General features: G+C 63.7%; 19 protein-coding genes. 14 read left to right on the plus strand and 5 right to left on the minus strand.

Annotated features, from left to right (window positions below):
• The first annotated feature begins 15 nt into the window (after positions 1–15).
• Positions 16–1,020, plus strand: coding sequence for an ornithine cyclodeaminase family protein (locus M5C56_RS16715; RefSeq protein ID WP_103498861.1), 1,005 nt, complete (start codon positions 16–18; stop codon positions 1,018–1,020).
• Complete coding sequence (locus M5C56_RS16720) at positions 1,017–2,501, plus strand: aromatic amino acid lyase (protein WP_103498860.1); 1,485 nt, start codon at positions 1,017–1,019, stop codon at positions 2,499–2,501. Before M5C56_RS16715 ends, M5C56_RS16720 begins: the two co-directional genes overlap by 4 nt.
• A gap of 4 nt (positions 2,502–2,505) precedes the next feature.
• Here the strand turns inward: M5C56_RS16720 and gstA are convergent, their stop codons facing one another.
• Positions 2,506–3,111 (minus strand): glutathione transferase GstA, encoded by a 606-nt coding sequence (gene gstA, locus M5C56_RS16725; RefSeq protein WP_103498867.1) that lies wholly within the window; start codon positions 3,109–3,111, stop codon positions 2,506–2,508.
• 128 nt (positions 3,112–3,239) lie between these two features.
• Here gstA and M5C56_RS16730 point away from each other — a divergent pair, with 128 nt between their 5' ends.
• A complete protein-coding gene (locus M5C56_RS16730; RefSeq protein WP_103498859.1) occupies positions 3,240–4,106 on the plus strand; it encodes a LysR substrate-binding domain-containing protein in 867 nt (288 codons plus the stop codon).
• Positions 4,107–4,286: 180 nt separating this feature from the next.
• On the opposite strand, the gene M5C56_RS16735 is transcribed toward M5C56_RS16730, so the two are convergent.
• Together M5C56_RS16735 and M5C56_RS16740 are read right to left on the minus strand one after the other, a co-directional pair.
• A complete protein-coding gene (locus tag M5C56_RS16735; RefSeq protein ID WP_103498858.1) occupies positions 4,287–4,844 on the minus strand; it encodes a hypothetical protein in 558 nt (185 codons plus the stop codon).
• Between the two features lie 169 nt (positions 4,845–5,013).
• The gene (locus M5C56_RS16740) at positions 5,014–5,748 is read right to left on the minus strand and encodes an NAD(P)-dependent oxidoreductase (RefSeq protein ID WP_103498857.1); all 735 of its coding nucleotides are present in this window, start codon (positions 5,746–5,748) and stop codon (positions 5,014–5,016) included.
• A 169-nt stretch (positions 5,749–5,917) separates the two neighbouring features.
• Between M5C56_RS16740 and M5C56_RS16745 the strand changes: the two genes are divergently transcribed.
• Positions 5,918–6,562: a DUF998 domain-containing protein gene (locus tag M5C56_RS16745; protein ID WP_103498856.1), complete on the plus strand. Its 645-nt coding sequence runs from the start codon at positions 5,918–5,920 to the stop codon at positions 6,560–6,562.
• Positions 6,563–6,613: 51 nt separating this feature from the next.
• Here the strand turns inward: M5C56_RS16745 and M5C56_RS16750 are convergent, their stop codons facing one another.
• The gene (locus tag M5C56_RS16750; protein WP_103498855.1) at positions 6,614–7,645 is read right to left on the minus strand and encodes a LacI family DNA-binding transcriptional regulator; all 1,032 of its coding nucleotides are present in this window, start codon (positions 7,643–7,645) and stop codon (positions 6,614–6,616) included.
• Positions 7,646–7,871: 226 nt separating this feature from the next.
• On the opposite strand from M5C56_RS16750, the gene M5C56_RS16755 reads away from it, so the two are divergent.
• Together M5C56_RS16755 and M5C56_RS16760 are read left to right on the plus strand one after the other, a co-directional pair.
• Positions 7,872–8,405 carry a gluconokinase gene (locus M5C56_RS16755; protein WP_103498854.1) on the plus strand — a complete coding sequence of 178 codons (534 nt, stop codon included), beginning with the start codon at positions 7,872–7,874 and terminating at the stop codon, positions 8,403–8,405.
• Positions 8,406–8,489: 84 nt separating this feature from the next.
• Positions 8,490–9,842 (plus strand): GntP family permease, encoded by a 1,353-nt coding sequence (locus M5C56_RS16760; protein ID WP_103498853.1) that lies wholly within the window; start codon positions 8,490–8,492, stop codon positions 9,840–9,842.
• Positions 9,843–9,911: 69 nt separating this feature from the next.
• Here the strand turns inward: M5C56_RS16760 and alaC are convergent, their stop codons facing one another.
• On the minus strand, positions 9,912–11,132 hold the full coding sequence (gene alaC / locus M5C56_RS16765) for an alanine transaminase (protein ID WP_103498852.1): 1,221 nt from the start codon (positions 11,130–11,132) through the stop codon (positions 9,912–9,914).
• A gap of 216 nt (positions 11,133–11,348) precedes the next feature.
• Here alaC and M5C56_RS16770 point away from each other — a divergent pair, with 216 nt between their 5' ends.
• The 8 genes from M5C56_RS16770 to M5C56_RS16805 all read left to right on the plus strand — a co-directional run bounded on the left by M5C56_RS16770 (position 11,349) and on the right by M5C56_RS16805 (position 21,388).
• Positions 11,349–11,846 (plus strand): GyrI-like domain-containing protein, encoded by a 498-nt coding sequence (locus tag M5C56_RS16770; RefSeq protein WP_103498851.1) that lies wholly within the window; start codon positions 11,349–11,351, stop codon positions 11,844–11,846.
• Between the two features lie 177 nt (positions 11,847–12,023).
• Positions 12,024–12,122 carry a potassium-transporting ATPase subunit F gene (locus tag M5C56_RS16775; protein ID WP_103498850.1) on the plus strand — a complete coding sequence of 33 codons (99 nt, stop codon included), beginning with the start codon at positions 12,024–12,026 and terminating at the stop codon, positions 12,120–12,122.
• Between the two features lie 167 nt (positions 12,123–12,289).
• Positions 12,290–13,996 (plus strand): potassium-transporting ATPase subunit KdpA, encoded by a 1,707-nt coding sequence (gene kdpA, locus M5C56_RS16780; protein WP_103498849.1) that lies wholly within the window; start codon positions 12,290–12,292, stop codon positions 13,994–13,996.
• Positions 13,997–14,006: 10 nt separating this feature from the next.
• Positions 14,007–14,696, plus strand: a complete 690-nt coding sequence (kdpC, locus tag M5C56_RS16785) for a potassium-transporting ATPase subunit KdpC (RefSeq protein WP_103498848.1) — start codon at positions 14,007–14,009, stop codon at positions 14,694–14,696.
• Positions 14,697–14,716: 20 nt separating this feature from the next.
• Entirely contained in the window at positions 14,717–16,783 is a 2,067-nt protein-coding gene (gene kdpB, locus M5C56_RS16790; RefSeq protein WP_103498847.1) for a potassium-transporting ATPase subunit KdpB, read from the plus strand.
• 34 nt (positions 16,784–16,817) lie between these two features.
• The gene (locus tag M5C56_RS16795; RefSeq protein WP_103498846.1) at positions 16,818–19,511 is read left to right on the plus strand and encodes a sensor histidine kinase KdpD; all 2,694 of its coding nucleotides are present in this window, start codon (positions 16,818–16,820) and stop codon (positions 19,509–19,511) included.
• The gene (locus M5C56_RS16800; protein ID WP_103498845.1) at positions 19,508–20,200 is read left to right on the plus strand and encodes a response regulator; all 693 of its coding nucleotides are present in this window, start codon (positions 19,508–19,510) and stop codon (positions 20,198–20,200) included. The genes M5C56_RS16795 and M5C56_RS16800 overlap by 4 nt, the downstream gene beginning before the upstream one ends.
• 459 nt (positions 20,201–20,659) lie before the next feature.
• Positions 20,660–21,388: a class I SAM-dependent methyltransferase gene (locus M5C56_RS16805; RefSeq protein ID WP_103498844.1), complete on the plus strand. Its 729-nt coding sequence runs from the start codon at positions 20,660–20,662 to the stop codon at positions 21,386–21,388.
• The last annotated feature ends 4 nt before the right edge of the window (positions 21,389–21,392 follow it).

The following is a 21,392-nucleotide window of genomic DNA, read 5'->3' on the forward strand; positions in this document are numbered from 1 at the left end:
GAGGAAACCCCCTCCATGCAACCTGTCTACATCGATTTTCTCAACGGCCTGGACATCGCCGCCCTGGACCTGGGCAACGACGAAATCCTCGCCGCCATCGAAGCCAGCCTGGCCATCCAGGGGCGGGGAGAGGCGGTGATCGAGCCGCGTACCCACCTGATTCCGGGTGGCGGCATCAACGGCCACTTCAATGTGCTGCGCGGCGTATTGGGCGGAGACATCGGTTATGCCGGGGTCAAGGTGGTCGGCGATTTCGTCGACAACTACCGCAAGGGGCTGCCGTCGGAACTGGCGATCCTCAACCTGCTCGACCCGGCCACCGGCGTGCCCAAGGCGATTCTCGATGCCTCGGCGATCACTGATATGCGCACTGGTGCGGTCACCGCCATCGGCGCCAAGTACCTGGCCAATCCCGGCAGCAAGGTGCTCGGGCATATCGGTGCGCGGGGCACGGCCTACTGGAATGTGCGCCTGCTCGATCATCTGTTCGACTTCGACGAGATCCGCGTGCATTCGCGGCGCGAGGAAAGCCGCGAGGCCTTTGCCGAAAAACTGCGCCGCGACCTGGGCAAGCCGGTCACCGTGACCCATGACTGGGAAAGCACGGTGCGCGGTGCCGATATCGTGGTCGAGGCCTCGCGCCTGGACCAGCCGCAACCGCTGTTGCGTACCGAGTGGATCAAGCCCGGAGCCTTTGTCGTGCCCTATGGCACCATGAGCGCGGTGGAGCTGTCGCTGACCGATATCATGAGCAAGCTGGTGGTGGACGATTGGGGCCAGTGCAAGGGTGGCATGTTCGGTTCACTGCGGGCTCATGTGGAGGCGGGCAAGCTCAGTGAGCAGACCCTGCACGCCGAATTGGGGCAGATTGTCGCCGGCTTGAGGAGCGCGCGGCAGAGTTCCGAGGAAACCATTCTGTTCTGGCACCGGGGCCTGAGTCTGAGTGATATCGCCCTGGGGCATGCGTTCTTGCAGAAGGCGACGCGTCTGGGGATCGGCCAGCGATTGAGGTTCGCATGACGGCGGTCGAGCTGGACGGACAAGGTCTGGCGCTGGAGGACTGGCTGCGGGTGGTACGCGATGGCGTGCCGCTGGTTTTCAGTACCGCCGCGCGCCAGCGGATCGCCGACGGGCATGCCTTGTTGCTGTCTCGCGCCGAAGCCGGGGAGGCGATCTATGGCGTGACCACCGGCCTCGGCGCGGCGGTGGATGTGCGTTTGCCGCTGGATGATGGGCAGCTGCAGCAGCTTATTCCCCTGGGGCGCGCGGTGGGTGTCGGACGCCTGGCGAGTGCCGAGGAGGTGCGGGCGATTCTGTGCTCGCGCCTGGCGGGATTGGCCCAGGGCCGCTCGGGGATTTCCCCGGCCACGGCGGATGCGTTGCTGGGCTTGCTTGAGGCCGGGATCTATCCCGAGGTGCCGTTGACCGGTTCCATCGGCGAAAGTGATCTGGCGCCGCTGGCCCATCTGAGCCTGGCCTTGCTGGGGCAGGGTTGGGTGAGCTGGCGCGGCGAGCGTTTGTCGGCGGCCGAGGTGCTTTCGCGCAATGGGCTTGAGCCGGCCCGGTTGATCGGCAAGGACGGTCTGGCGCTGGTCTCGGCGAATGCTGTCAGCATCGGATTGGGCGCCCTATTGGTGGCTGAGGCTGAGCGGGCGCTGGAGACTTTGCTGGCGGCCTTGGCGCTGTCCTGCGAGGGCTATCGCGCCAACCTCAGTCCGTTCCAGCCCTGGGCGTCGCGTTTGCGTCCGGCGGCGGGGCAGAGCGAAGCCTCGGCGGCCTTGCTGGCGTTGCTGGCCGCCGGCGAGCTGAATGAAGAAGGGGCGGCGAGGCGCTTGCAGGACCCCTTGAGTTTTCGCTGTGCAACCGTGGTCCAGGGCGCGGCGCTTCAGGCGTGGCAGCAGTTGCGCGATACCGTGGCGCTGGAGTTGGCGAGTGGCGCGGACAACCCGGCCTTGATCGTCGAGGCGCAGAGTGTGTTGGCCAATGCCAATTTCGACAGTACCCACCTGGCCTTGGCCGGGGAGGGACTGGGCCTGGCCTTCAGTCGGCTGGCGGCCTGTTCGGCGGAGCGCATGGCCAAGCTGCTGTCGCCGGGCTCCAGCGAACTGCCGCGCTTTTTGATCGAGCAACCGGGGCATGTGGGCCTGGCGGCCTTGCAGCGCACGGCGTCGGCGTTGGTGGCGAAGATCGGCCATCTGGCCAATCCGTTGCCGGCGGTGAGCATTGCGGTGGCGGATCGGGTGGAGGATTACGCCGGACAGGCACTGGCGGTGATCGAGAAAACCCGTGAGCTGACACGGCACCTGACCACGCTGGCGGCCATCGAGCTGATTGTCGCGGCGCAGGCGGTGGACCTGCGCGGCGCATTGCGTCTGGGGGAGGGCAGTGGGGCGATCTACCGGGCAGTGCGCAGTCAGGTGGCGCGGCTCGACCATGATCGCCCAACTGCCTGGGATGTCGAGGCGTTGCTGGGATTGATCGAGACGCGGGGGATCACCTGATGACTCAGGCCGCCAGTTCTACCGCTAGCGCAGCGATCACCGCCGGGCGCTGATCGATCCGGGCCATGAATCGTTGCAGTGCCGGCCACGGTCCCAGGTCCAGGCCAAGGAAGGCCGTCCAGCGCAGCACGGTGAACAGGTAGGCATCGGCCACGCTGAAGTGCTCGCCCAGCAGGTAGTCGCGCTGCTCCAGCGTCGTGCTCAGCAAGGCGAAACGCTTGTACAGCTTCTCCCGGAAAATCGCCTTCACTTCATCCGGTATCGCACTGTTGAACAGTGGCCCCATCCCGCCATGCACTTCGCCGGAAATGAAGTTCAGTGCTTCCTGCAAACGTGAGCGCTCCCAGCTGCCATTGAGCGGTGCCAGTCCGGCCTCGGGCTTGAGATCCGCGAGAAACTGCACGATGGCCACGCCTTCGGTGAGCACCTGGCCATTGTCCAATTGAAGGGCGGCCACATAACCCTTGGGATTGATCTTGAGGAAGTCCTCTCCGTGCTCGGTGACTTTGCTCTGGTTGTCGACCCGTACCAGCTCGAAGGGCAGGCCCAGCTCACGCAGGACAATATGCGGTGACAACGAGCAGGTGTTTGGGACGTAGTACAGCTTCATGACAATGAGACTCCCTGAATAGGAACTGTGTTCAGCCTTGACGGCCTTGGCGAGCGGCAGTGTCATATGGCGCCCTGACCTGGGTAAAATTAATTCTTGAGAAACCAGCCATAAGGTCAGCTACTGTCATGATGAATCTGCTGCATTGGCGTTTACTGGTAGCGGTACTCGATACCGGCACCCTGACCCGGGCCGCCGAACAGGTTGGCATGACCCAATCGGCGGCCAGCCAGGCGCTGGCGGCGATGGAGCAGATCCTCGGCGTCCAGCTGTTCACCCGCCATGCCCGCGAGTCATTGCCCACCGCCATCGGCCAACAGGTCCTGGCACAGGCGCGGGTGATGCTCGCGGCCCTGGAAAATATCCGCCAGTTGGTCGACAGCGAGAAAGGACTGGTCGGTGGCAGTATTCGCCTGGCGAGTTTTCCGATGATCCTGGGCTCCTTGCTGCCACCGCTGTTGCGTCAGTTCCGCCAGCGCCATCCCGGTATCGAAGTGGTGGCGCTGGAGGTCAGCGACCATGAAGTGCAGGCCATGCTCGCCAATGACACCGTGGATGTCGGCGTGGTGCTCAACCCCGACATCGAAAGTGGCGCTCTGGAGCTGGGGCACGACACCTGGGTCGCGGTGGTTCCCATGGCCCATCGACTGGCCGCCAGGGGCGCCGATGGCTGCGTGAGCCTGGCCGAGTTGGTCGCAGAACCCTTTGTACTGGCGACCGGCGGTTGCGCGGTCAACGCCCGGAGCATTGCCGCCGAAATCGGCCTGTCGCTGCAGGATATTCGCGTCGAGGTCCGTGAGTGGAGCAGCGCCTACACCCTGGTGCGGGAAAACCTCGGCGTGACGCTGGTTCCCGAACTGGCCCTGCCTGCCGAGCGCAAGGGCCTGCGGGTGTTGCGCCTGGAGGTGCCGATCGAACGACGCTTCGGCTTGCTGCCGTCGGCCGTGGGGGCTCGCTCGGCGGCGGTGCAGGCCTTGTTCGAAATGTTGCGCTGATCTACGGGGATCGGTATCGAATAAGCTGGCAACAGTTGGTTGCTGGCCACTGGTTTTTGCAGGAGCCGGCTTGCCGGCTGGACGTCAGCGATAACGCGGCAAGCCTGACACCGTGCGGTGCTTGGGCTGCCATCGCCGGCAAGCCGGCTCCCACTGAATCTGGGAACCGTGCCGGTCGGTTTACTGGCTGGCGGTGGCCAGGAAGGCTCCGGCCGCCTGCTGGTCGGCAGGGTTGGCCTTGTTGTCCGCGGTCTTCGCGTTGAACTCCATCTTCATGCGCTCGGCAATCTTGTCTTCGATGCCTTTCTGTTTTTCCGGCGACATGCTTTTCAGGTCGTCCTCGGTCAGTCCCTCTTCCTTGAGTATCTGATCACGGATGCGTTGGGCCACCGGCTTGCTCATGTAGTCCTTGAAGGCCTTCATCGCGTCGCTGTCGTTGCTCGCGGCGGCAGGCGGGGCCGTGCGGGTCGTCGGTGCGGTGGCGGTCAGGGTCGCCGGAAGCGCGACGGTCGGCACTGCCGCCTGCAGCTGCACACGGGTCTTGGCGAAGGCCGCATTGACGTTGTCGGCGATCTGGTCCGCGGCGTTCTGGGTGCCGGGGACGGTGCTGGCTGCACTGGCCGCCTGGGCATTCTGGATAAAACCACTGGACAGTGCGTTGGCGGCAGCGGTGGTCGGATCCTGGTCCGTGCGATGGCTGGGTTGAACCACTGGGTTATAACGGGCATTGATCAACATGGGATAAACCCCTGAATGAGGGAACATGACCCGTGTCAGCAATTTGTATGCCTGTTGGTACAAACCAAGGCTTATCAAGGCATGACGGGTACATGCCGGACAAACGGGCAGCGGCAGGCGGAGGCGCATTGCCGCCTGGGTTGCCGCTCCCGGCAGTGTGCTTCCGGCTTCAGCGGATCGGCAGGTCGAACTCGCGGAACGCGTCGTCCACCGGTTGATAACCCAGTACCCGGACGGTCTCGCTCAGGTCCAGGCGCTTGAAGCGGTTGTTGGAAATACCGTGGGCCACCAGGTGTTGCACGCCTTTGACCTCGATGGCCTTCTGCAACAACTGCACGGCGTCGCGTGGGCTGAGCCAGGCACTCAGGTCGCGGGCGTTGCGCAGGTCATGATCGTCGGGAAACTCGAAGGCGCCGATGCGCAGGACAATGGTCGATAAGCCGTGCCGTGCCGAATAGAACGCACACAGCGCTTCGCCATAACATTTGCTCACCCCGTACAGATTGGCCGGCATCACCGGCATGCCCGGGGTGATCTGCCGGTCCACCGGGTAACCCTCGATGGTCTGGGCGCTGCTGGCGAACACCACGCGTTTGCACTGGGCGTTTGCGGCGGCCTCCAGCAGGTAGGTGGTGGCCAGGATATTGTTCGGCAGCAGTTCCTCGAAGGAGGAGTCGGCAAAAGGAATACCCGCCAGGTGCACCACCACGTCGATACCATCGACCAGGGCCGCGAGTTCTTCCTTCTCAGCCATGTCCAGGCGGACAAAGCGGTGCTCGCCGATGGCAAAGTCCGGATGGTGGCGGTCGGCGAGAACAAAGTCGTATTGGTGTTGCGTCGCCTGGAAAAACGTCTTGCCGATACGACCGCAGGCCCCGGTCAGCAATACCTTGAGTAGGTTCATATACAACTTCCGTGTAGGTTTTCTGACCTTAATATGAAGGTTATGTGACGATTAAAGGTAGACCATGGCCGCCAGTCTGTCTGGTCAATAAATCTCTGGCTCAGGGTTCGCGTGGCGTTTTAGGATAGTGGCCTGTCGCTTTCATCCAACCCCCTGAGGTCCCCGCTAGATGCACAAGGCATTGCGTAAATTCGGCTGTGTGGCCGGATTGTTGACGCCCTTCTGGTTACTCGTCGGGCTGGCCCTGGCCGGGGCGCTGTATCCGGGCTATAGCCATCTCAACCAGGCCATGAGTGAACTGGGTGCGCTGGGCGCACCGACCCACGAGTTGTCGCCGTTGATCAACAACCTGCCGTTGGGGCTGTTGTTCTTCGCCTTTGGTGTGACGGTCTTTGCCTGTTTCGAAGGGCGCGGCCTGGCGCAGATCAGTGGGGTGCTGATTGCGCTGCACGGCATCGCCAGCCTGTTTACCGGTTACTTTTCCTGCGACGCCGGCTGTGGGTTGCAGCACCCGTCCTTCAGCCAGACCGTGCATAACAGCGCGTGGCTGATGATGTTTCTGACCCTGGTGATCGCCAACGCCCTGTGGGTGTATCTCGCCGCGCGCTTGCTGGGTTCGAAAGTCTTCGCCTGGTTTTCCCTGGCGTGCACCCTGGTGGCTGTGGCGGCGTTGCCGTTGATGGGGCAGGCGGTGGCGGCGGGCGAGGGCTTCGGTCTGTACCAGCGCCTGAACTACGGCGCTTCGGTGGTCTGGATCGGGGTGTTTGCCGCGCTGCTGCTGGTCAGGGAAAAGCGTCGCACCGATCAGGCTTGATGCCGCTCAATCCCCGCCGAGCCGGGGATTGATTTCTGTGGCTGAGGCCCTTCAACTGCTCTCACGCACCATCAGTTCAAAGCCCATATCCTGCACCGGCTGGGCCACCGGGTTGCCGGCCATCAAGCTCAGCATCTGTTCCGCCGCCCGCCGGCCGATGGCTTCCCGGGGCGTGCGGATGCTGCTCAGGCGCGGGACCATGAAGGCCGAGCCGGGCAGGTCGTTGAAACCCACCACCGCGACCTGCTCCGGAACCTTGATACCACAGCGTATTGCCTCTAGCAGGGCGCCCTGGGCCAGGTCGTCGTTGCCGAAGAAGATCCCGTCGACCTGCGGATGGCTCTGCATCAGTTGCAGGAACAGTTCGCCGCCCAGGCCCACCGACGAGGGGCGCGGGGTCAGCAGTTCCAGGTCCGGGTGGTACAGCCCGGCCGCCTGCAGCGCCTGGCGAAAGCCTTCGCCGCGCAGGAGTGTGCGCTGGTCCAGTTGTGCGCCGATATAGGCCAGGTGCTTGCGACCACGGGAGATCAGGTGCTCGGCCACGGTGGCGCCGGCGTTCTGTTGCGAGAAGCCGACGCAGTTCACCCCGGCGCCTGGGTCCAGGTCCATCATGTAGACGCAGGGCACGTTGCTCGCCTCGATCATCCGCCGCGCGCTTTCCGAACGGTCGAAACCGGTCAGCAACAAGCCCCGTGGCTGGTAGGACATGTAGTTGCGCAGCAGGTTTTCTTCTTCGTCGCGGGAATAGTGATAGTTGCCGATCAGCACCTCGAAGCCCCGCGGGCGCAGCACCGAGTGAATGGCTTCGAGGGTGTCGATAAACAGCAGGTTGGACAACGACGGCACCAGCACCACCACCGAATGGCTCTGGGCCGAGGCCAGGGCGCGGGCGGCCGGGTTGACCACGTAGTTCAGTTCTTCCGCCGCCTGTCGGACCTTTTCCACCAGGTCCGTAGCCACGCTGCTGATGCCACGCAGGGCCCGCGACGCGGTGATCGGACTGACGCCGGCCAGGCGCGCGACTTCGCTAAGGGTAGGGCGTCCCGTGGTACGGGTATTCTTATCGGTTTTGGTGGAGGTCATCGGACGGCTTGCCAAACAAAATTCAAGGCACTAAGGTAGCGCTGTCTCGACGAGCCTGCAATTGTTCGAGCGCGGTTGGCCTGATCGCGTCGGATGCTGTCGTGGATGTTTAGCGCATCACCCCATAAAAATGACAAGAAAGCGTCGGTAGTCTGTGTTTTGTGCTTTGCTTTCCGAGTATGGAAGCTTCGACAAAGACAGCGCTGTCTGCGTGCTGAGGTGTTACATGAGTCAACCCATCACTGCCCTGGTCATCATGGGCGTCTCCGGTTGCGGCAAGTCCAGTGTGGGCGAGGCCCTGTGCCGGCTCAACGGCGCGACCCAGATCGAAGGCGACAGCTTTCACCCCGCCGCCAATATCGCCAAGATGAGTGCCGGCATCCCCCTGACCGATGATGACCGTGCCGGCTGGCTCGACAGCCTGTGCGACGAGTTGCGCGCGGTCCTGGCCACGGGCGGGCATCCGGTGCTGACCTGTTCGGCGCTCAAGCACAGCTACCGCGAACGCCTGCGCAGCGCGGCACCGGGCCTGGGCTTCGTATTTCTCGAACTGAGCCGTGAAGTCGCCGCCGAGCGGGTGGCCCATCGTCCCGGGCACTTCATGCCCTCGACCCTGATCGACAGCCAGTTCGCCACCCTTGAATCGCCGGTCGGCGAGCCCCTGACCCTGGCCCTCGATGCTTCGACCCAGAGCATCGAGCGTCTGGCCCAGTCGGCCCATCGCTGGTGGCAGGCACACGGGCTGGAACGTTCGGCCTGATTTTCGTTTCGAAAAGATAGCGCTATCCCATTGGGCTATCGTCAAATCACGCAACGCATAAAAACAACAAGCAGGAGACACCTTATGTTCGGACTGTCCCACGAGACCTATCTGTTGCTGGATGCAGTGGTCACGATTATCGGGCTGATCGTGTTGATCACCCGCTTCAGGATTCACCCCTTTATCGGCTTGATCATCGCCTCGGCGTTTCTCGGCCTGACCTCGGGCATGCCCGCGGACAAGATCATCAAGGCCTTCCAGGACGGCTTCGGCGGCGTGCTGGGGTTTGTCGGAATCATCCTTGCGCTGGGGACCATGCTTGGCAAGATGATGTCCGATTCCGGCGGTGCCGATCAGATCGCCCAGACCCTGATCCGCGCCTTCGGCAAGGAGCGGGTGCAGTGGGCGATGATGTGCTCGGCGTTCCTGGTGGGCATTCCGCTATTCTTCGAGATCGGCTTCGTGCTGCTGATTCCGCTGGTGTTCATCGTTGCGCGGCGGACCGGCGTGCCGCTGATCAAGATCGGTATTCCGCTGTTGGCCGGGCTTTCGGCGGTGCACGGCCTGGTGCCGCCGCATCCGGGGCCGCTGCTGGCTATCGGAGTGTTCAACGCGGACATCGGCAAGACCATTTTCTACGGCCTGATCGTCGCCCTGCCGACCGCCATCATCGCCGGTCCGATCTACGGGACCTTCATCGCCAAATACATCCCGGGCAACCCTTCCCAGGAACTGGTCGACCAGTTGGCCCGTGAGCCGCAAGTGAAAGCGCTGCCGAGTTTCAGCGTGACCCTGGTCACCGTCTTGCTGCCGGTGTTCCTGATGTTGCTCAAGACCTTTGCCGACATTGCCCTGCCGGACGGGCATTTCTTCCGCATCTGGATGGACATGATCGGTCACCCGATCAGCGCCTTGCTGCTGGCCCTGCTGTTGGCGCTCTACACCTTCGGCAAGCGCCAGGGCATGGATTCCAAACGCGTGCTCAAACTGCTCGATGCCAGCCTGGCGCCGACCGCGGCGATCATCCTGATCATTGGTGCCGGCGGTGGCTTCAAGCAGATGCTGGTGACCAGTGGCGTGGGTGACGTGATCGGGCATATCGCCGTGAGTGCGCAGATTTCACCGATCCTGCTGGCCTGGCTGGTGGCGGCGGTGATCCGCATCGCCACGGGTTCGGCGACGGTGGCGACCATTACCGGGGCGGGCATCGTGATGCCGGTGGTGGACCTGATCCCAGGGGTGAACCGTGAACTGCTGGTGCTGGCGACGGGGGCGGGTTCGTTGATCCTGTCCCACGTCAACGATGCCGGGTTCTGGCTGGTCAAGCAGTACTTCAATATGACCGTGGCCGAGACGTTCAAGACCTGGACGGCCATGGAGACCATCCTGTCGGTGGTGGGGCTGGTGTTTATCCTGCTGTTGTCGCTGGTGGTCTAAACGAATCGGGGCCGACACCTGTGAAGGTGTCGGCCCCGAATCATGTGGCAAGCGCACTCGCTACACAGGTTATTCCGCGGTAGCTTTCTTCAGCAGGCCATCGGTGCGGAACATCCCGCGAATCCCGCGTACCGCCTGGCGGATGCGGTCGAGGTTTTCAATCAGGGCGAACCGCACATGGTCGTCGCCGTACTCGCCAAAGCCGACCCCCGGCGAGACGCAGACCTTGGCTTCGGCCAGCAGCTTCTTGGCGAACTCCAGCGAGCCCATCTGGGCATATTCCTCGGGAATCTTCGCCCAGACGTACATCGAGGCCTTGGGGTTCTCGACCATCCAGCCCAGTTCATGCAGGCCCTTGACCAGCACGTTGCGTCGTTGGCGATACTGCTCGGCGATATCCTTGACGCATTGCTGATCGCCCTCCAGCGCGGCGATGGCCGCCACCTGCAACGGCGTGAAGGTGCCGTAGTCGTGGTAACTCTTGATCCGCGCCAGGGCGCTGACCAACTCCGGATTGCCGACCATGAAACCGATGCGCCAGCCGGCCATGTTGTAGCTCTTGGACAGGGTGAAAAACTCCACCGCGATGTCCTTGGCACCGGGCACCTGCATGATCGACGGGGCTTTCCAGCCGTCGTAGACGATGTCGGCATAGGCCAGGTCGTGGATCACCAGCACGTCGTACTGCTTGGCCAGGGCGATCACCCGTTCGAAGAAGTCCAGTTCCACGCACTGCGCGGTGGGGTTCGAGGGGAAACCGAGAATCATCATCTTCGGCTTGGGAATGGAGCCACGGATGGCCCGCTCCAGCTCGGCGAAGAAGTCTACGCCCGGCACCAGCGGCACCGAACGGACCTGGGCGCCGGCGATCACCGCGCCGTAGATATGGATCGGGTAGCTGGGGTTGGGCACCAGCACCGTGTCGCCCTGGTCGAGGGTGGCGAGCATCAGGTGGGCCAGGCCCTCTTTCGAACCGATGGTGACGATGGCTTCGGTTTCCGGGTCGATATCGACCTGGTAGCGATCCTTGTACCAGTGGGAAATCGCCCGGCGCAGCCGTGGGATGCCCTTGGACGTGGAGTAGCCGTGGGTGTCTTCGCGCTGGGCGACGGTGACCAGTTTTTCGACGATATGTGGCGGAGTGGCGCCGTCGGGGTTACCCATGCTCAAGTCGATGATGTCTTCGCCACGACGACGGGCGGCCATCTTCAGCTCGGCAGTGATATTGAATACGTAGGGGGGGAGTCGATCAATGCGCGCAAAGCGGCGCGGCGAACCTGGGTCTGCCATGTAAACCTCTGACACGTAAGCGCCCGGAACCGTCCGAGCGACGTCGGCCACTGCGGTGGCCTGCGGAGCAGACAATAAGGGCGATGCTGGTCATCTGTCCAGATGGGCGACGGAAAATATTTTCCGCCGGGGGGACAAGCGTCGGGTCGCCCAACGACAGGATTATTTGCTTCTATACTGCTTTTCGGAGTTGTTTCCCCTATGGAGTTTGCCCTCATGGACGCAGCACATAACCTTGGCTACACGCAGGCCTTGCCAGCGCCACGCTTCGAGCACGGTCACTTTCAGTTGATTGCCGGCCTGGGCGCACGTTTTACCGCCGAGACGTCGGGATCTATCCCCGATCTGTGGGATGCCTTCGTGCCGCACATCGGAAAAGTCCCCAGCCAGGTGGGTGAGGTGACGTACGGTATCTGCTGCCATCCGGATGGCGAGGGCGGCTTCGAGTACATCGCCGGAGTGCAGATCAGCAAGCTCGACGACCTGCCTGAGCTGTATCGCTGGGTGGAATTGCAGGACCAGCAATACGCGGTGTTTGAACACCAGGGCTCCCTCGACACCCTCAAGCACACCTTCGAGGCCATCTGGAACCACTGGTTGCCGCAATCCGGCTACCTGGCGGCCGAAGCGCCGGAGTTCGAGCGCTACAGCGCCGATTTCAATCCGGAAAAAGGCACCGGCACGGTGGAAATCTGGTTGCCGATCAAGGCCTGATTCTGTGCCGCTGACGTTCCCCTTCGGCAGAAGGGGAGCGTTCTTCTATACGCCATCTTAACGTCCCCCCCGGTAATCAGTGCCCGACCTTAATACCCGCGCCCGTACCCTTTGATCTGGCTTGCGGCGCCCTTGCGTGCGCTTGAGCGAGCCGACCGATTTGGCAAGGGGACACCTGTGTTGACACTCAAACTCATCTACCTGCTCAGCGGCCTGGGCGCGGCCGGCCTGTTCGTCTATCTGGGTTACGCGCTGATCCGCGCCGAAGACTTCTGATTCCTGCGCACGCCTCGTCGCAGGCGCTTTGTGCGGTCCGCAAGGACCCTATCGAACAAGGAAACCAACCATGTACGACCTGATTTTCCTGGGCGCGACCCTGGTGTTTTTCGGCGCGACAGCCTTGTTCATTGTCGCCTTGAACAAGATTTGAACGGAGCTTGCACATGTTGACCGTACTGCTGGAATTTGCGCTGGTCCTGGGTCTGATGACCGGGCTTGCCGTCTTGATGGGGCGCTGGTTGAGCCGGGTCTTTTCTCACCCTGGCCATGCGCTGCCGGAGCGTCTGACCTATCGCCTGCTGGGCGTCGATCCACGGGAAACCATGGGTTGGGCCCGCTACGGCTCGGCGCTGCTGTTGTCCAACGGCGCGATGATGCTGCTGGGCTACCTGCTGTTGCGCCTGCAGGGTTCATTGCCGATCAATCCGCTGGGCCTGGCCGCCCAGACCCCGGACCTGGCGTTCAACACCGCCGCCTCGTTTATCACCAACACCAACTGGCAGGCCTATTCGGGCGAAACCAGCCTGTCCAACTTCAGCCAGATGGCGGTGATCACCTTCCTGATGTTTGTCGGTGCCACCTCCGGTGTGGTCGCCGCCGCCGGATTTATCCGCGGCTTGAGCCGCAGCAGCGCGACGGATATCGGCAACTACTGGGTGGACTTCACCCGCATCCTCTACCGGGTGATGTTGCCGTTGTGCTTCGCCATGGCGCTGGTCTATGTCTGGCAGGGTATGCCGCAGACCTTCTCCTCCCAGGCCCTGGCGACCACCCTTGAAGGTGCGCAACAACAACTGATCGTCGGTGCGGTCGCGAGCTTCGAGTCGATCAAGCATATCGGTACCAACGGTGGCGGCTTTTTCAGCATGAACGCCGCGCACCCGTTCGAGAACCCGACGCCACTGACCAACATCCTGCATATCTTCAGCATGTTGCTGATCCCCTCGGCGCTGACCTATGCCTTCGGCAGCCTGTTGGCCCGTCGGCGCCAGGGCTGGGTGTTCTTCGGCACCTTCCTGATGATGTTCGTCGGCTTTCTCGCGGTGGTCTATTTTGCCGAGCAGGCTGGCAACCCGCTGTTGACCCGGCTGGGCGTCGACCAACTGCTGTCGGCGACCCAGAGCGGCGGCAATATGGAAGGCAAGGAACTGCGTTTCGGCATCGCCGATACCAGTCTGTTCATCGCCACCACCACCGGCGCCACCACCGGCTCGGTGAATGCCATGCATGACTCGCTGATGCCCATGGGCGGCTTCGTGCCCATGGCGCAGATGATGCTCAACTGCGTGTTCGGCGGCGACGGCGTGGGCTTTATCAACCTGATCCAGTACGCCCTGCTGACGGTGTTCCTGGTGGGCATGATGATCGGTCGCACCCCCGAGTTCCTCGGCAAGCGCATCGAAGCCCGGGAGATGAAACTGGTGATGCTCTCGGTGCTCGCGCATCCGATCTGCATCCTCGGCTTCACCGCCCTGGCCGCGCTCTGGCCGGGCACCCTGGACAGCCTGAACAACGTCGGGCCCCACGGTTTCAGCGAGGTGCTCTACGCCTACACCTCCGGCACCGCCAACAACGGTTCGGCCTTCGCCGGGCTGAACGCCAACACCCCGTTCTTCAACACCACCATCGGCCTGGCGATGTTGCTGGGGCGTTTCTTCACCCTGCTGCCGATGCTCGCCGTGGCCGGCTCCCTGGCCTTTAAAAAGACCACCCCGGCCGGTGCCGGGACCATTCCCACCGCCACGCCGCTGTTCATGTTCCTGGTGGTGTTCGTGGTGCTGGTGGTCGGCGGTTTGACCTTCCTGCCGGCGCTCGCGCTGGGGCCAGTGGTCGAGCAGTTGCAACTGCTCTCCAGCCAGACCTACAAGTGAGGATATTTGCATGACTACGCGTATTTCCACGCCGCCGCTGGCGGTGACTCAAGGGCTGTTCCGCGGCCTGGGGCGCCCGGTGCTGGTGTCCTCGGTGATGTTCATGTTGCTGACTGGCCTGGCCTATCCGGCGCTCACCACCCTGGCGGCCAACCTGCTGTTTCCGTTCCAGGCCCAGGGCAGCCTGCTGGAGCGCGACGGCCAGGTGGTCGGCTCGGTGCTGATCGGCCAGGCGTTCAGCCGCCCGGAGTATTTCCAGGCCCGCCCCAGCGTGACCCAGAGCGTCGATCCGAACGACGCCAGCAAGACCGTGACCACGCCCTACAACGCCGGCCTCAGCGGGGCCAGCAACCTGGGCCCGACCAGCCAGCGTCAGCTCGACGCGGTCAAGGAGCGGGCCGTGGCCTATCGCGCCTCGAACGGCCTGGACCCGCAAGCGCCGGTGCCGGTCGACGCGGTGACGGCTTCGGCGTCCGGCCTGGACCCGCATATTTCAGTGGCCAACGCGCTGATCCAGGCGCGGCGCGTCGCACCGCTGCGGCAGCTGTCCGAAGACGCCCTGCTGACCTTGGTCCGGGCGTCGACCGAGACGCGTACCTTCGGCCTGCTCGGCGAGCCGCGAGTCAATGTGCTGCAACTCAACCTGGCGCTGGATGCCTTGGCGACACCCCGCCAGTCCCCAGTCGTCGTCACTGAGTAAGAGAATCGATCATGAGTGACATGAAAGCCCGTTTGCCTTTGTTCGACCGCGAGCTGTTGCTGGCCGCCGGCGTGGATGCCTTCCGGAAACTGCTGCCCCAGGCCCAGTGGAAAAATCCGGTGATGTTCGTGGTGTACCTCGGCAGCCTGCTCACCACCTTGTTGTGGGTGCAGTCCTGGGGCGGCCAGGGCGAGGCACCGAGTGCTTTTATCCTGAGCATCTGCCTGTGGCTGTGGTTCACCGTGCTGTTCGCCAACTTCGCCGAAGCCCTGGCCGAGGGGCGGAGCCGCGCACAGGCGGCGAGTCTGCGCGGGATGAAGCGCCAGACCCTGGCCAAGGTCCTGCAAAAGCCGCGTCATGGTGCGCAATGGTTGCCGATGGCGGCCAGCGAGTTGCGCAAGGACGCGGTAGTGCTGATCGAGGCCGGCGACCTGGTGCCCCTCGATGGCATCGTTATCGAGGGCGTGGCGTCGGTGGATGAAAGCGCGATCACTGGCGAATCGGCTCCGGTGATCCGTGAGGCCGGTGGTGATTTCTCTTCGGTGACCGGCGGCACCCGGGTTCTCTCGGACTGGCTGGTGGTGCGTATCAGCGTCAATCCCGGCGAATCCTTTCTCGACCGGATGATCTCCATGGTCGAATCGGCCAAGCGCCAGAAGACCCCCAACGAAGTGGCCCTGACCATTCTGCTGGTGGGGCTGACGGCCTTGTTCCTGCTGGTGATCGTCACCCTCAGTCCGTACTCGATCTTCGCCGTGGTCATGAGCGGCAGCGGCAGTGTGGTCAGCGCGACGGTGCTGGTGGCCTTGCTGGTTTGCCTGATTCCCACCACCATCGGCGGCCTGCTCTCGGCCATCGGCGTGGCGGGCATGAGCCGGATGATGGCGGCCAATGTGATCGCCACCTCCGGGCGCGCGGTGGAAGCGGCCGGCGATGTCGACGTGTTGCTGCTGGACAAGACCGGCACCATCACGCTCGGCAATCGCCAGGCCAGTGCCTTCCTGCCGGCACCGGGGATGAAAGAGCGTGAACTGGCCGAGGCGGCGCAACTGGCGTCCCTGGCCGACGAAACACCGGAAGGGCGCAGCATCGTGCTGTTGGCGCGACAGAAGTTCGAGCTCAATGAGCCGGATCTGGAAAGCCTGAACGCCAGCTTCGTCGCATTCACCGCTCAGACCCGCATGAGCGGCGTCGACCTGGCCGATGGCCGGATGATCCGCAAAGGTGCGGCCGATGCGATTCGCCGGCATATCGAGGCACTGGGCGGTGGTTTCCCGGCGGCCCTGCAAGCGCGGGTGGACGAAGTCTCACGGCGCGGCAGCACACCGCTGGTGGTGGCTGATGGCGCGCGGGCCCTTGGGGTGATCGAGCTCAAGGACGTGGTCAAGGCCGGCATCAAGGAGCGGTTCGGCGAGTTGCGACGCATGGGTATCAAGACCGTGATGATCACCGGCGACAATCCGCTGACTGCGGCGGCGATTGCGGTGGAAGCCGGGGTCGATGACTACCTGGCCGAGGCCCGGCCGGAAGACAAGCTGCAACTGATCCGTGACTACCAGGCCCAGGGCAAGCTGGTGGCGATGACCGGCGATGGCACCAACGACGCCCCGGCGCTGGCCCAGGCCGACGTCGCGGTGGCGATGAACAGCGGCACCCAGGCGGCCAAGGAAGCGGGGAACATGGTCGATCTGGACAGCAATCCGACCAAGCTGATCGAGGTGGTCGAGGTCGGCAAGCAGATGCTGATGACCCGTGGTGCCCTGACCACTTTCAGCGTGGCCAACGATGTGGCGAAGTATTTTGCTATTGTGCCGGCGGCGTTCGTGGCGACTTATCCGCAGCTCGGCGCCTTGAACGTGATGCACCTGGGCAGCCCGAACTCGGCGATCCTCAGCGCGGTGATCTTCAATGCCCTGATCATCGTGTTCCTGATCCCGCTGGCGCTCAAGGGCGTGGCATACCGGGCCATCGGCGCGGCGGCGCTGCTCAATCGCAACCTGCTGATCTATGGACTGGGCGGGGTGCTGGTGCCGTTTGCCGGGATCAAGCTGATCGATATGCTGCTGGTTGGCTTGGGCGTGGTCTAGGTGACCGGCATGGGTGCGTCTGACAAGGAATGACATGAGTTTGAATGACACCTCCCGCGACATCCGCGACGGTAGACCCGATCCGGATGCGCTGCTGGAGCAACTGCAAGCCGACGAGAAGGCCGCCCAGCGCGGCCGTTTGCGTATTTATTTCGGCTCGAACGCCGGGGTCGGGAAAACCTGCGCCATGCTCCAGGCCGCGCACCGCGAGCGGGCTCTCGGATGCGATCTGGTCGCCGGCCTGATTGAAACCCACGGGCGCGGTGATACCGCCGCCTTGCTCGCCGGCCTGGAACAACTGCCGCGCCATCGCCTGGCCCATGGCGACAGCACGTTGCCGGAGTTCGATCTCGATGCGGCACTGGTCCGCCGTCCGGCGGTGTTGCTGGTGGACGAGTTGGCCCACAGCAATGTCCCCGGCTCACGCCACCCCAAGCGCTGGCAGGATATCGAAGAGCTGCTGCGGGCCGGGATCGAGGTCTGGACCAGCCTGAACGTCCAGCACCTGGAAAGTCTCAATGACCTGGTCAGCGGCATCATCGGCACCCGTGTGCGGGAAACCGTCCCCGACCATGTGTTCGACAGTGCCCATGAAGTGGTGCTGATCGACCTGGCCCCCGACGAACTGTTGCAGCGTCTCAAGGACGGCAAGGTCTACCAGGGCCCGCAGGCCGACCGGGCGTCGCGGCACTTCTTTCGCAAAGGCAACCTGCTGGCCCTGCGTGAACTGGCCCTGCGCCGTACCGCCGACCGGGTCGATGCGCAAATGCGTCTCTATCGTCGCGAGCGTTCCATCGACACCTTGTGGGCCGCTCGTGAGCGCTTGTTGGTGGGGGTTGCCGGTGAGTCCTCGGATGAACGTCTGGTGCGCGAAGCCGCGCGCCTGGCGCAGAAGCTCGAAGCCGACTGGATCGTGGTGCATGTCGAGTCGGTGTCGACGGGCGGCATGGCCCTGCGGCGACGCGCAGCGGCGGTGAAGACCCTGGCCCTGGCCGCTGAGTTCGGTGCCGATACCGCGATCCTGGCGGGTATCGATGTCGCCGAAACCCTGGTGGCCTGTGCCCGCGAACGCAATGCCAACCGCCTGTTGCTCGGCCATCGGCCACGACGGGTCTGGCAGTTCTGGCACCAGACGGTCAGCGACCGGATCAGCCGCCACCACCCGCAGATCGACCAGATCGTGATCGCCCATGGCGAGCTGCCGCGCACGGCGCCGTCCCGACCGGAAGCGGAACCGAGACTGGCACCGGGCAGGGGCCTGGCCTACCTGTGGGCGACCCTGGCCTGTTTCGCCGCCACGGCGGTAGCGGCGTTGTTGCTGCAAGTCTTCGACCCGGCCAACGTGGTCATGCTGTTCCTGCTGACGGTGGTGTTGGTGGCGCTGCGCCTGGGCCGCGGGCCGGGTGTCTGGGCGGCGATGCTGGCGGTGCTGTGTTTCGATTTTTTCTTTGTCCAGCCGGTGCTGTCGTTCACCGTCAACGACACCCAGTATTTCTTCACCTTCGCCTTGATGCTGGGCATTGCCCTGATCACTGGCCAACTGACCGCGCGCCTGCGCCATGAGGCGCGTACAGCGGCGGCCCGTGAGCGCCGGGCGACCTCGCTGGCGCTGTTGGCTCGCGACCTGTCCGCGGCCCTGACCGTCGAACAGCTCGGCGCGGTGGCGCTGCGCACCTTCAGCGGGGTGTTCGAGGCCCGGGTCGGCCTGGCCTTGCCGGATGCCGGCGACCGGGTCGGCACCCTGGCCGGCAGTGTCTTCCCGGTGGATGAAAGCATCGCCCAGTGGACCTATGAACACGGACGCCCGGCCGGACAGGGCAGTGATACCCTGGCGGCCGCCCCCGGTTGCTACTTTGCCCTCAAGGCGCCGATGCGCGTGCGCGGTGTGCTGGTCCTCGACCTGAGTGATGCCGAGCGCCTGAAGGACCCCGATGAGCAACGCCTGTTGGAAGCCTGCATGAGCCAGTTGGCGATTGCGCTGGAACGGGTGCATTTCGTTGAAGTGGCGCAAAGCACCCTGGTGCAGATGGAAGGCGAGCGCATGCGCAACACCTTGCTGGCGGCCATTTCCCATGACCTGCGTACGCCCTTGACCAGCATTATCGGCGCCGCCGACGCCGCAGCGCCCCATGTGCGTGACGCGTTGGTCGGCGGGTTATTGGGCGGGATTCACGATCAGGCCTGTGCCATGCAAAGGCTGATCGAAAACCTGCTGGATATGGCGCGCCTGCAGGAACATGGGGTGCGCCTTAACCGTCAGTGGCACTCCCTGGAAGAGGTGGTCGGCAGCGCCTTGCGCCAACTGCGCGAACCCCTCGCCCGGCATCCGGTGCGGGCGCTGTTGCCGGCGGACCTGCCCCTGGTGGAGATCGATGCGCTGCTGATCGAGCGAGTGTTGGTCAACCTGTTGGACAACGCGGCGAAATACACCCCGGCGGGTACGCCGATCGAGATCACGGCGAGCCAGGTCGATCAGCAGATCGTCCTGGAGATCGCCGACAGCGGACCGGGCTGCCCGTCGGGTATCGCCCCCGAGCAACTCTTCGAAGCCTTCAGCCGTGGCCGGCAGGAATCGGCGGTGTCCGGCATCGGCCTGGGGCTGGCCCTGGTCCGGCGGATCGTCGAAGCCCACGGCGGCCGGGTCGTCGCCCGGCCGCGGCTGCCGAACGGCCTTTGTTTTGTTATCAGCTTACCGGCGGGTCAACCGCCGTCCATGGAAACCTTATGACCAGCACCCGTATCCTGATTGTCGAGGATGAAGCCAATATCCGTCGTTTCATCGGCATTGCCTTGCAGGACGAAGGCTTCCAGGTCTTCGAGGCCGACAGCAGCAAGCGTGCCCTGATCGATGCGGCGAGCCGCCAGCCGGACCTGGTGATCGTCGACCTGGGCTTGCCCGACGGTGACGGCAAGGACCTGATCAGTGAACTGCGTGGCTGGATGAGCGTGCCCATCCTGGTGCTGTCGGCCCGTGACCGCGAAGACGAAAAGGTCGCCGCACTGGACGCCGGCGCCGATGACTATCTGGTCAAGCCGTTCGGTGTGCCCGAGTTGCTGGCGCGTATTCGTGCGCAGTTGCGGCGGCAGGTGCAAAGCGGCACGGCGGCGGTCAGCAGCAAGGTGCGCTTCGGCGAGGTCGAGGTCGATCTGGCGACCCATGAGGTGCGACGTGGCAGCGAGGGCGTGCACCTGACACCCATCGAGTTCCGCCTGTTGATCGCGTTGATCCGGGGTCAGGGCCGGGTGCTGACGCACCGGCAATTGCTGCTGGATGTCTGGGGGCTGGACTATGCCGATCGGGCTCATTATCTGCGGGTACACATGGCGCATCTGCGGCAAAAACTCGAAGCCGACCCGGCGCAGCCGCAACACCTGATCACCGAATTGCAGGTGGGCTATCGTCTGGTCGGCCTGTAACGGCTTATTTGTTCTCCCTTTGCGTCTTGGACGCACGCCAGAAGTCGAGGTAGAGGGTGATCACACCGAACGCGCTGATGCCCAACAGCATAAGCAGGCCGATCTGGATATGGGTCATGGCAGGTCTCCGGAAAACACCGCGGCAGGCGGCGACCTGCAGAGAAATAGTCGAAATGGCGGGCAAATGACATCGACTATATGAAAGCTTTACGAGGCGTTCGCGCAACAATATAGGGCGGATACGAACTGGGTTGAAATCGCCATCCCGATGCCGCTGAGCATTGTCTCGACCCCGTCGTCGGCTTTTGATCAAAGGGGCGTTCGGGGGCGCGATAGCCACTGAGCCGCTGGTGTTTTTCGTATTCCTGAAAGGAATGCATTGCATTAAAAACATGAATTTTCTTTATTTTCGCAGGGCGACTACCTTGGGCTGAAGTTCCCCGCCAAGAGAGAAAGCCCATGTCGTCCGAACCTCTGGATTCCGCTCGGAAATTCGATGTATCCCGTGCCGGTGAGTACGCCGAGCAAAGCCGTATCGCCCTGGCCGGTTATGACGCCTGTCACGAGTTGGTCGCCTGCATGCTGGCGGCCAGCCTGGGCAGCGGGGGCGAGGCGAGGATTCTGGTGGTGGGCGCCGGCGGTACCGCTCAGGAAATCCTGACGGCGGCGGCGCTTGAGCCGCTTTGGCGGTTCACCGCGGTAGACCCCTCGGCACCGATGCTTGAGTTGGCGCAGGCCAGTCTCCAGGCCCAGGGGCTGCTGGCGCGCACGCGGGTATTCCTGGGCACGGTCGAGGAACTGACCGACGAGCCGCCCTATGATGCCGCGACCCTGATCGGTGTGTTGCATCACCTGCCCGGCGATCAGGCCAAGCACGACATTCTCAAGGCGATTGCCGCCCGGCTCAAACCGGGAGCTCCGTTGATTGTGGCGGGCAACCATCAGGCCTATGCCAGCCAGCCGCTGTTGTTGGCGGCCTGGGGCGAGCGCTGGCGCCAGCAGGGCGCGAGTGCTGACGCTGTTCGCGCCAAGCTTGGCAAGATTCTCCAGGGGGCCGATCCGCCACACTCGGAGGCGGCGGTTCAGCACTTGCTTGAGAAGGCCGGGTTTGGCACCGCGACGCGGTTTTTTTCCAGCCTGTTCTGGGGCGCCTGGGTGGCATCGAGGAACGCCGTATCACCGACATGACCTT

The sequence above is a fragment of the Pseudomonas sp. MWU13-2862 genome, from assembly GCF_023242495.1.
GTDB classification, from domain to species: domain Bacteria; phylum Pseudomonadota; class Gammaproteobacteria; order Pseudomonadales; family Pseudomonadaceae; genus Aquipseudomonas; species Aquipseudomonas gingeri_D.

Bases quoted from the DNA above. Each gene is read 5' to 3' on its own strand.
- kdpA (WP_103498849.1), top strand. From the start codon at position 12,290: ATGTTGACCGTACTGCTGGAATTTGCGCTGGTCCTGGGTCTGATGACC.
- M5C56_RS16740 (WP_103498857.1), bottom strand. From the start codon at position 5,748: ATGAACCTACTCAAGGTATTGCTGACCGGGGCCTGCGGTCGTATCGGC.
- alaC (WP_103498852.1), bottom strand. From the start codon at position 11,132: ATGGCAGACCCAGGTTCGCCGCGCCGCTTTGCGCGCATTGATCGACTC.
- M5C56_RS16760 (WP_103498853.1), top strand. From the start codon at position 8,490: ATGTTCGGACTGTCCCACGAGACCTATCTGTTGCTGGATGCAGTGGTC.
- M5C56_RS16720 (WP_103498860.1), top strand. From the start codon at position 1,017: ATGACGGCGGTCGAGCTGGACGGACAAGGTCTGGCGCTGGAGGACTGG.
- M5C56_RS16800 (WP_103498845.1), top strand. From the start codon at position 19,508: ATGACCAGCACCCGTATCCTGATTGTCGAGGATGAAGCCAATATCCGT.
- gstA (WP_103498867.1), bottom strand. From the start codon at position 3,111: ATGAAGCTGTACTACGTCCCAAACACCTGCTCGTTGTCACCGCATATT.
- kdpB (WP_103498847.1), top strand. From the start codon at position 14,717: ATGAAAGCCCGTTTGCCTTTGTTCGACCGCGAGCTGTTGCTGGCCGCC.
- M5C56_RS16745 (WP_103498856.1), top strand. From the start codon at position 5,918: ATGCACAAGGCATTGCGTAAATTCGGCTGTGTGGCCGGATTGTTGACG.
- M5C56_RS16750 (WP_103498855.1), bottom strand. From the start codon at position 7,645: ATGACCTCCACCAAAACCGATAAGAATACCCGTACCACGGGACGCCCT.
- M5C56_RS16715 (WP_103498861.1), top strand. From the start codon at position 16: ATGCAACCTGTCTACATCGATTTTCTCAACGGCCTGGACATCGCCGCC.
- M5C56_RS16730 (WP_103498859.1), top strand. From the start codon at position 3,240: ATGATGAATCTGCTGCATTGGCGTTTACTGGTAGCGGTACTCGATACC.
- M5C56_RS16755 (WP_103498854.1), top strand. From the start codon at position 7,872: ATGAGTCAACCCATCACTGCCCTGGTCATCATGGGCGTCTCCGGTTGC.
- M5C56_RS16735 (WP_103498858.1), bottom strand. From the start codon at position 4,844: ATGTTGATCAATGCCCGTTATAACCCAGTGGTTCAACCCAGCCATCGC.
- M5C56_RS16795 (WP_103498846.1), top strand. From the start codon at position 16,818: ATGAGTTTGAATGACACCTCCCGCGACATCCGCGACGGTAGACCCGAT.
- M5C56_RS16805 (WP_103498844.1), top strand. From the start codon at position 20,660: ATGTCGTCCGAACCTCTGGATTCCGCTCGGAAATTCGATGTATCCCGT.
- M5C56_RS16770 (WP_103498851.1), top strand. From the start codon at position 11,349: ATGGACGCAGCACATAACCTTGGCTACACGCAGGCCTTGCCAGCGCCA.
- kdpC (WP_103498848.1), top strand. From the start codon at position 14,007: ATGACTACGCGTATTTCCACGCCGCCGCTGGCGGTGACTCAAGGGCTG.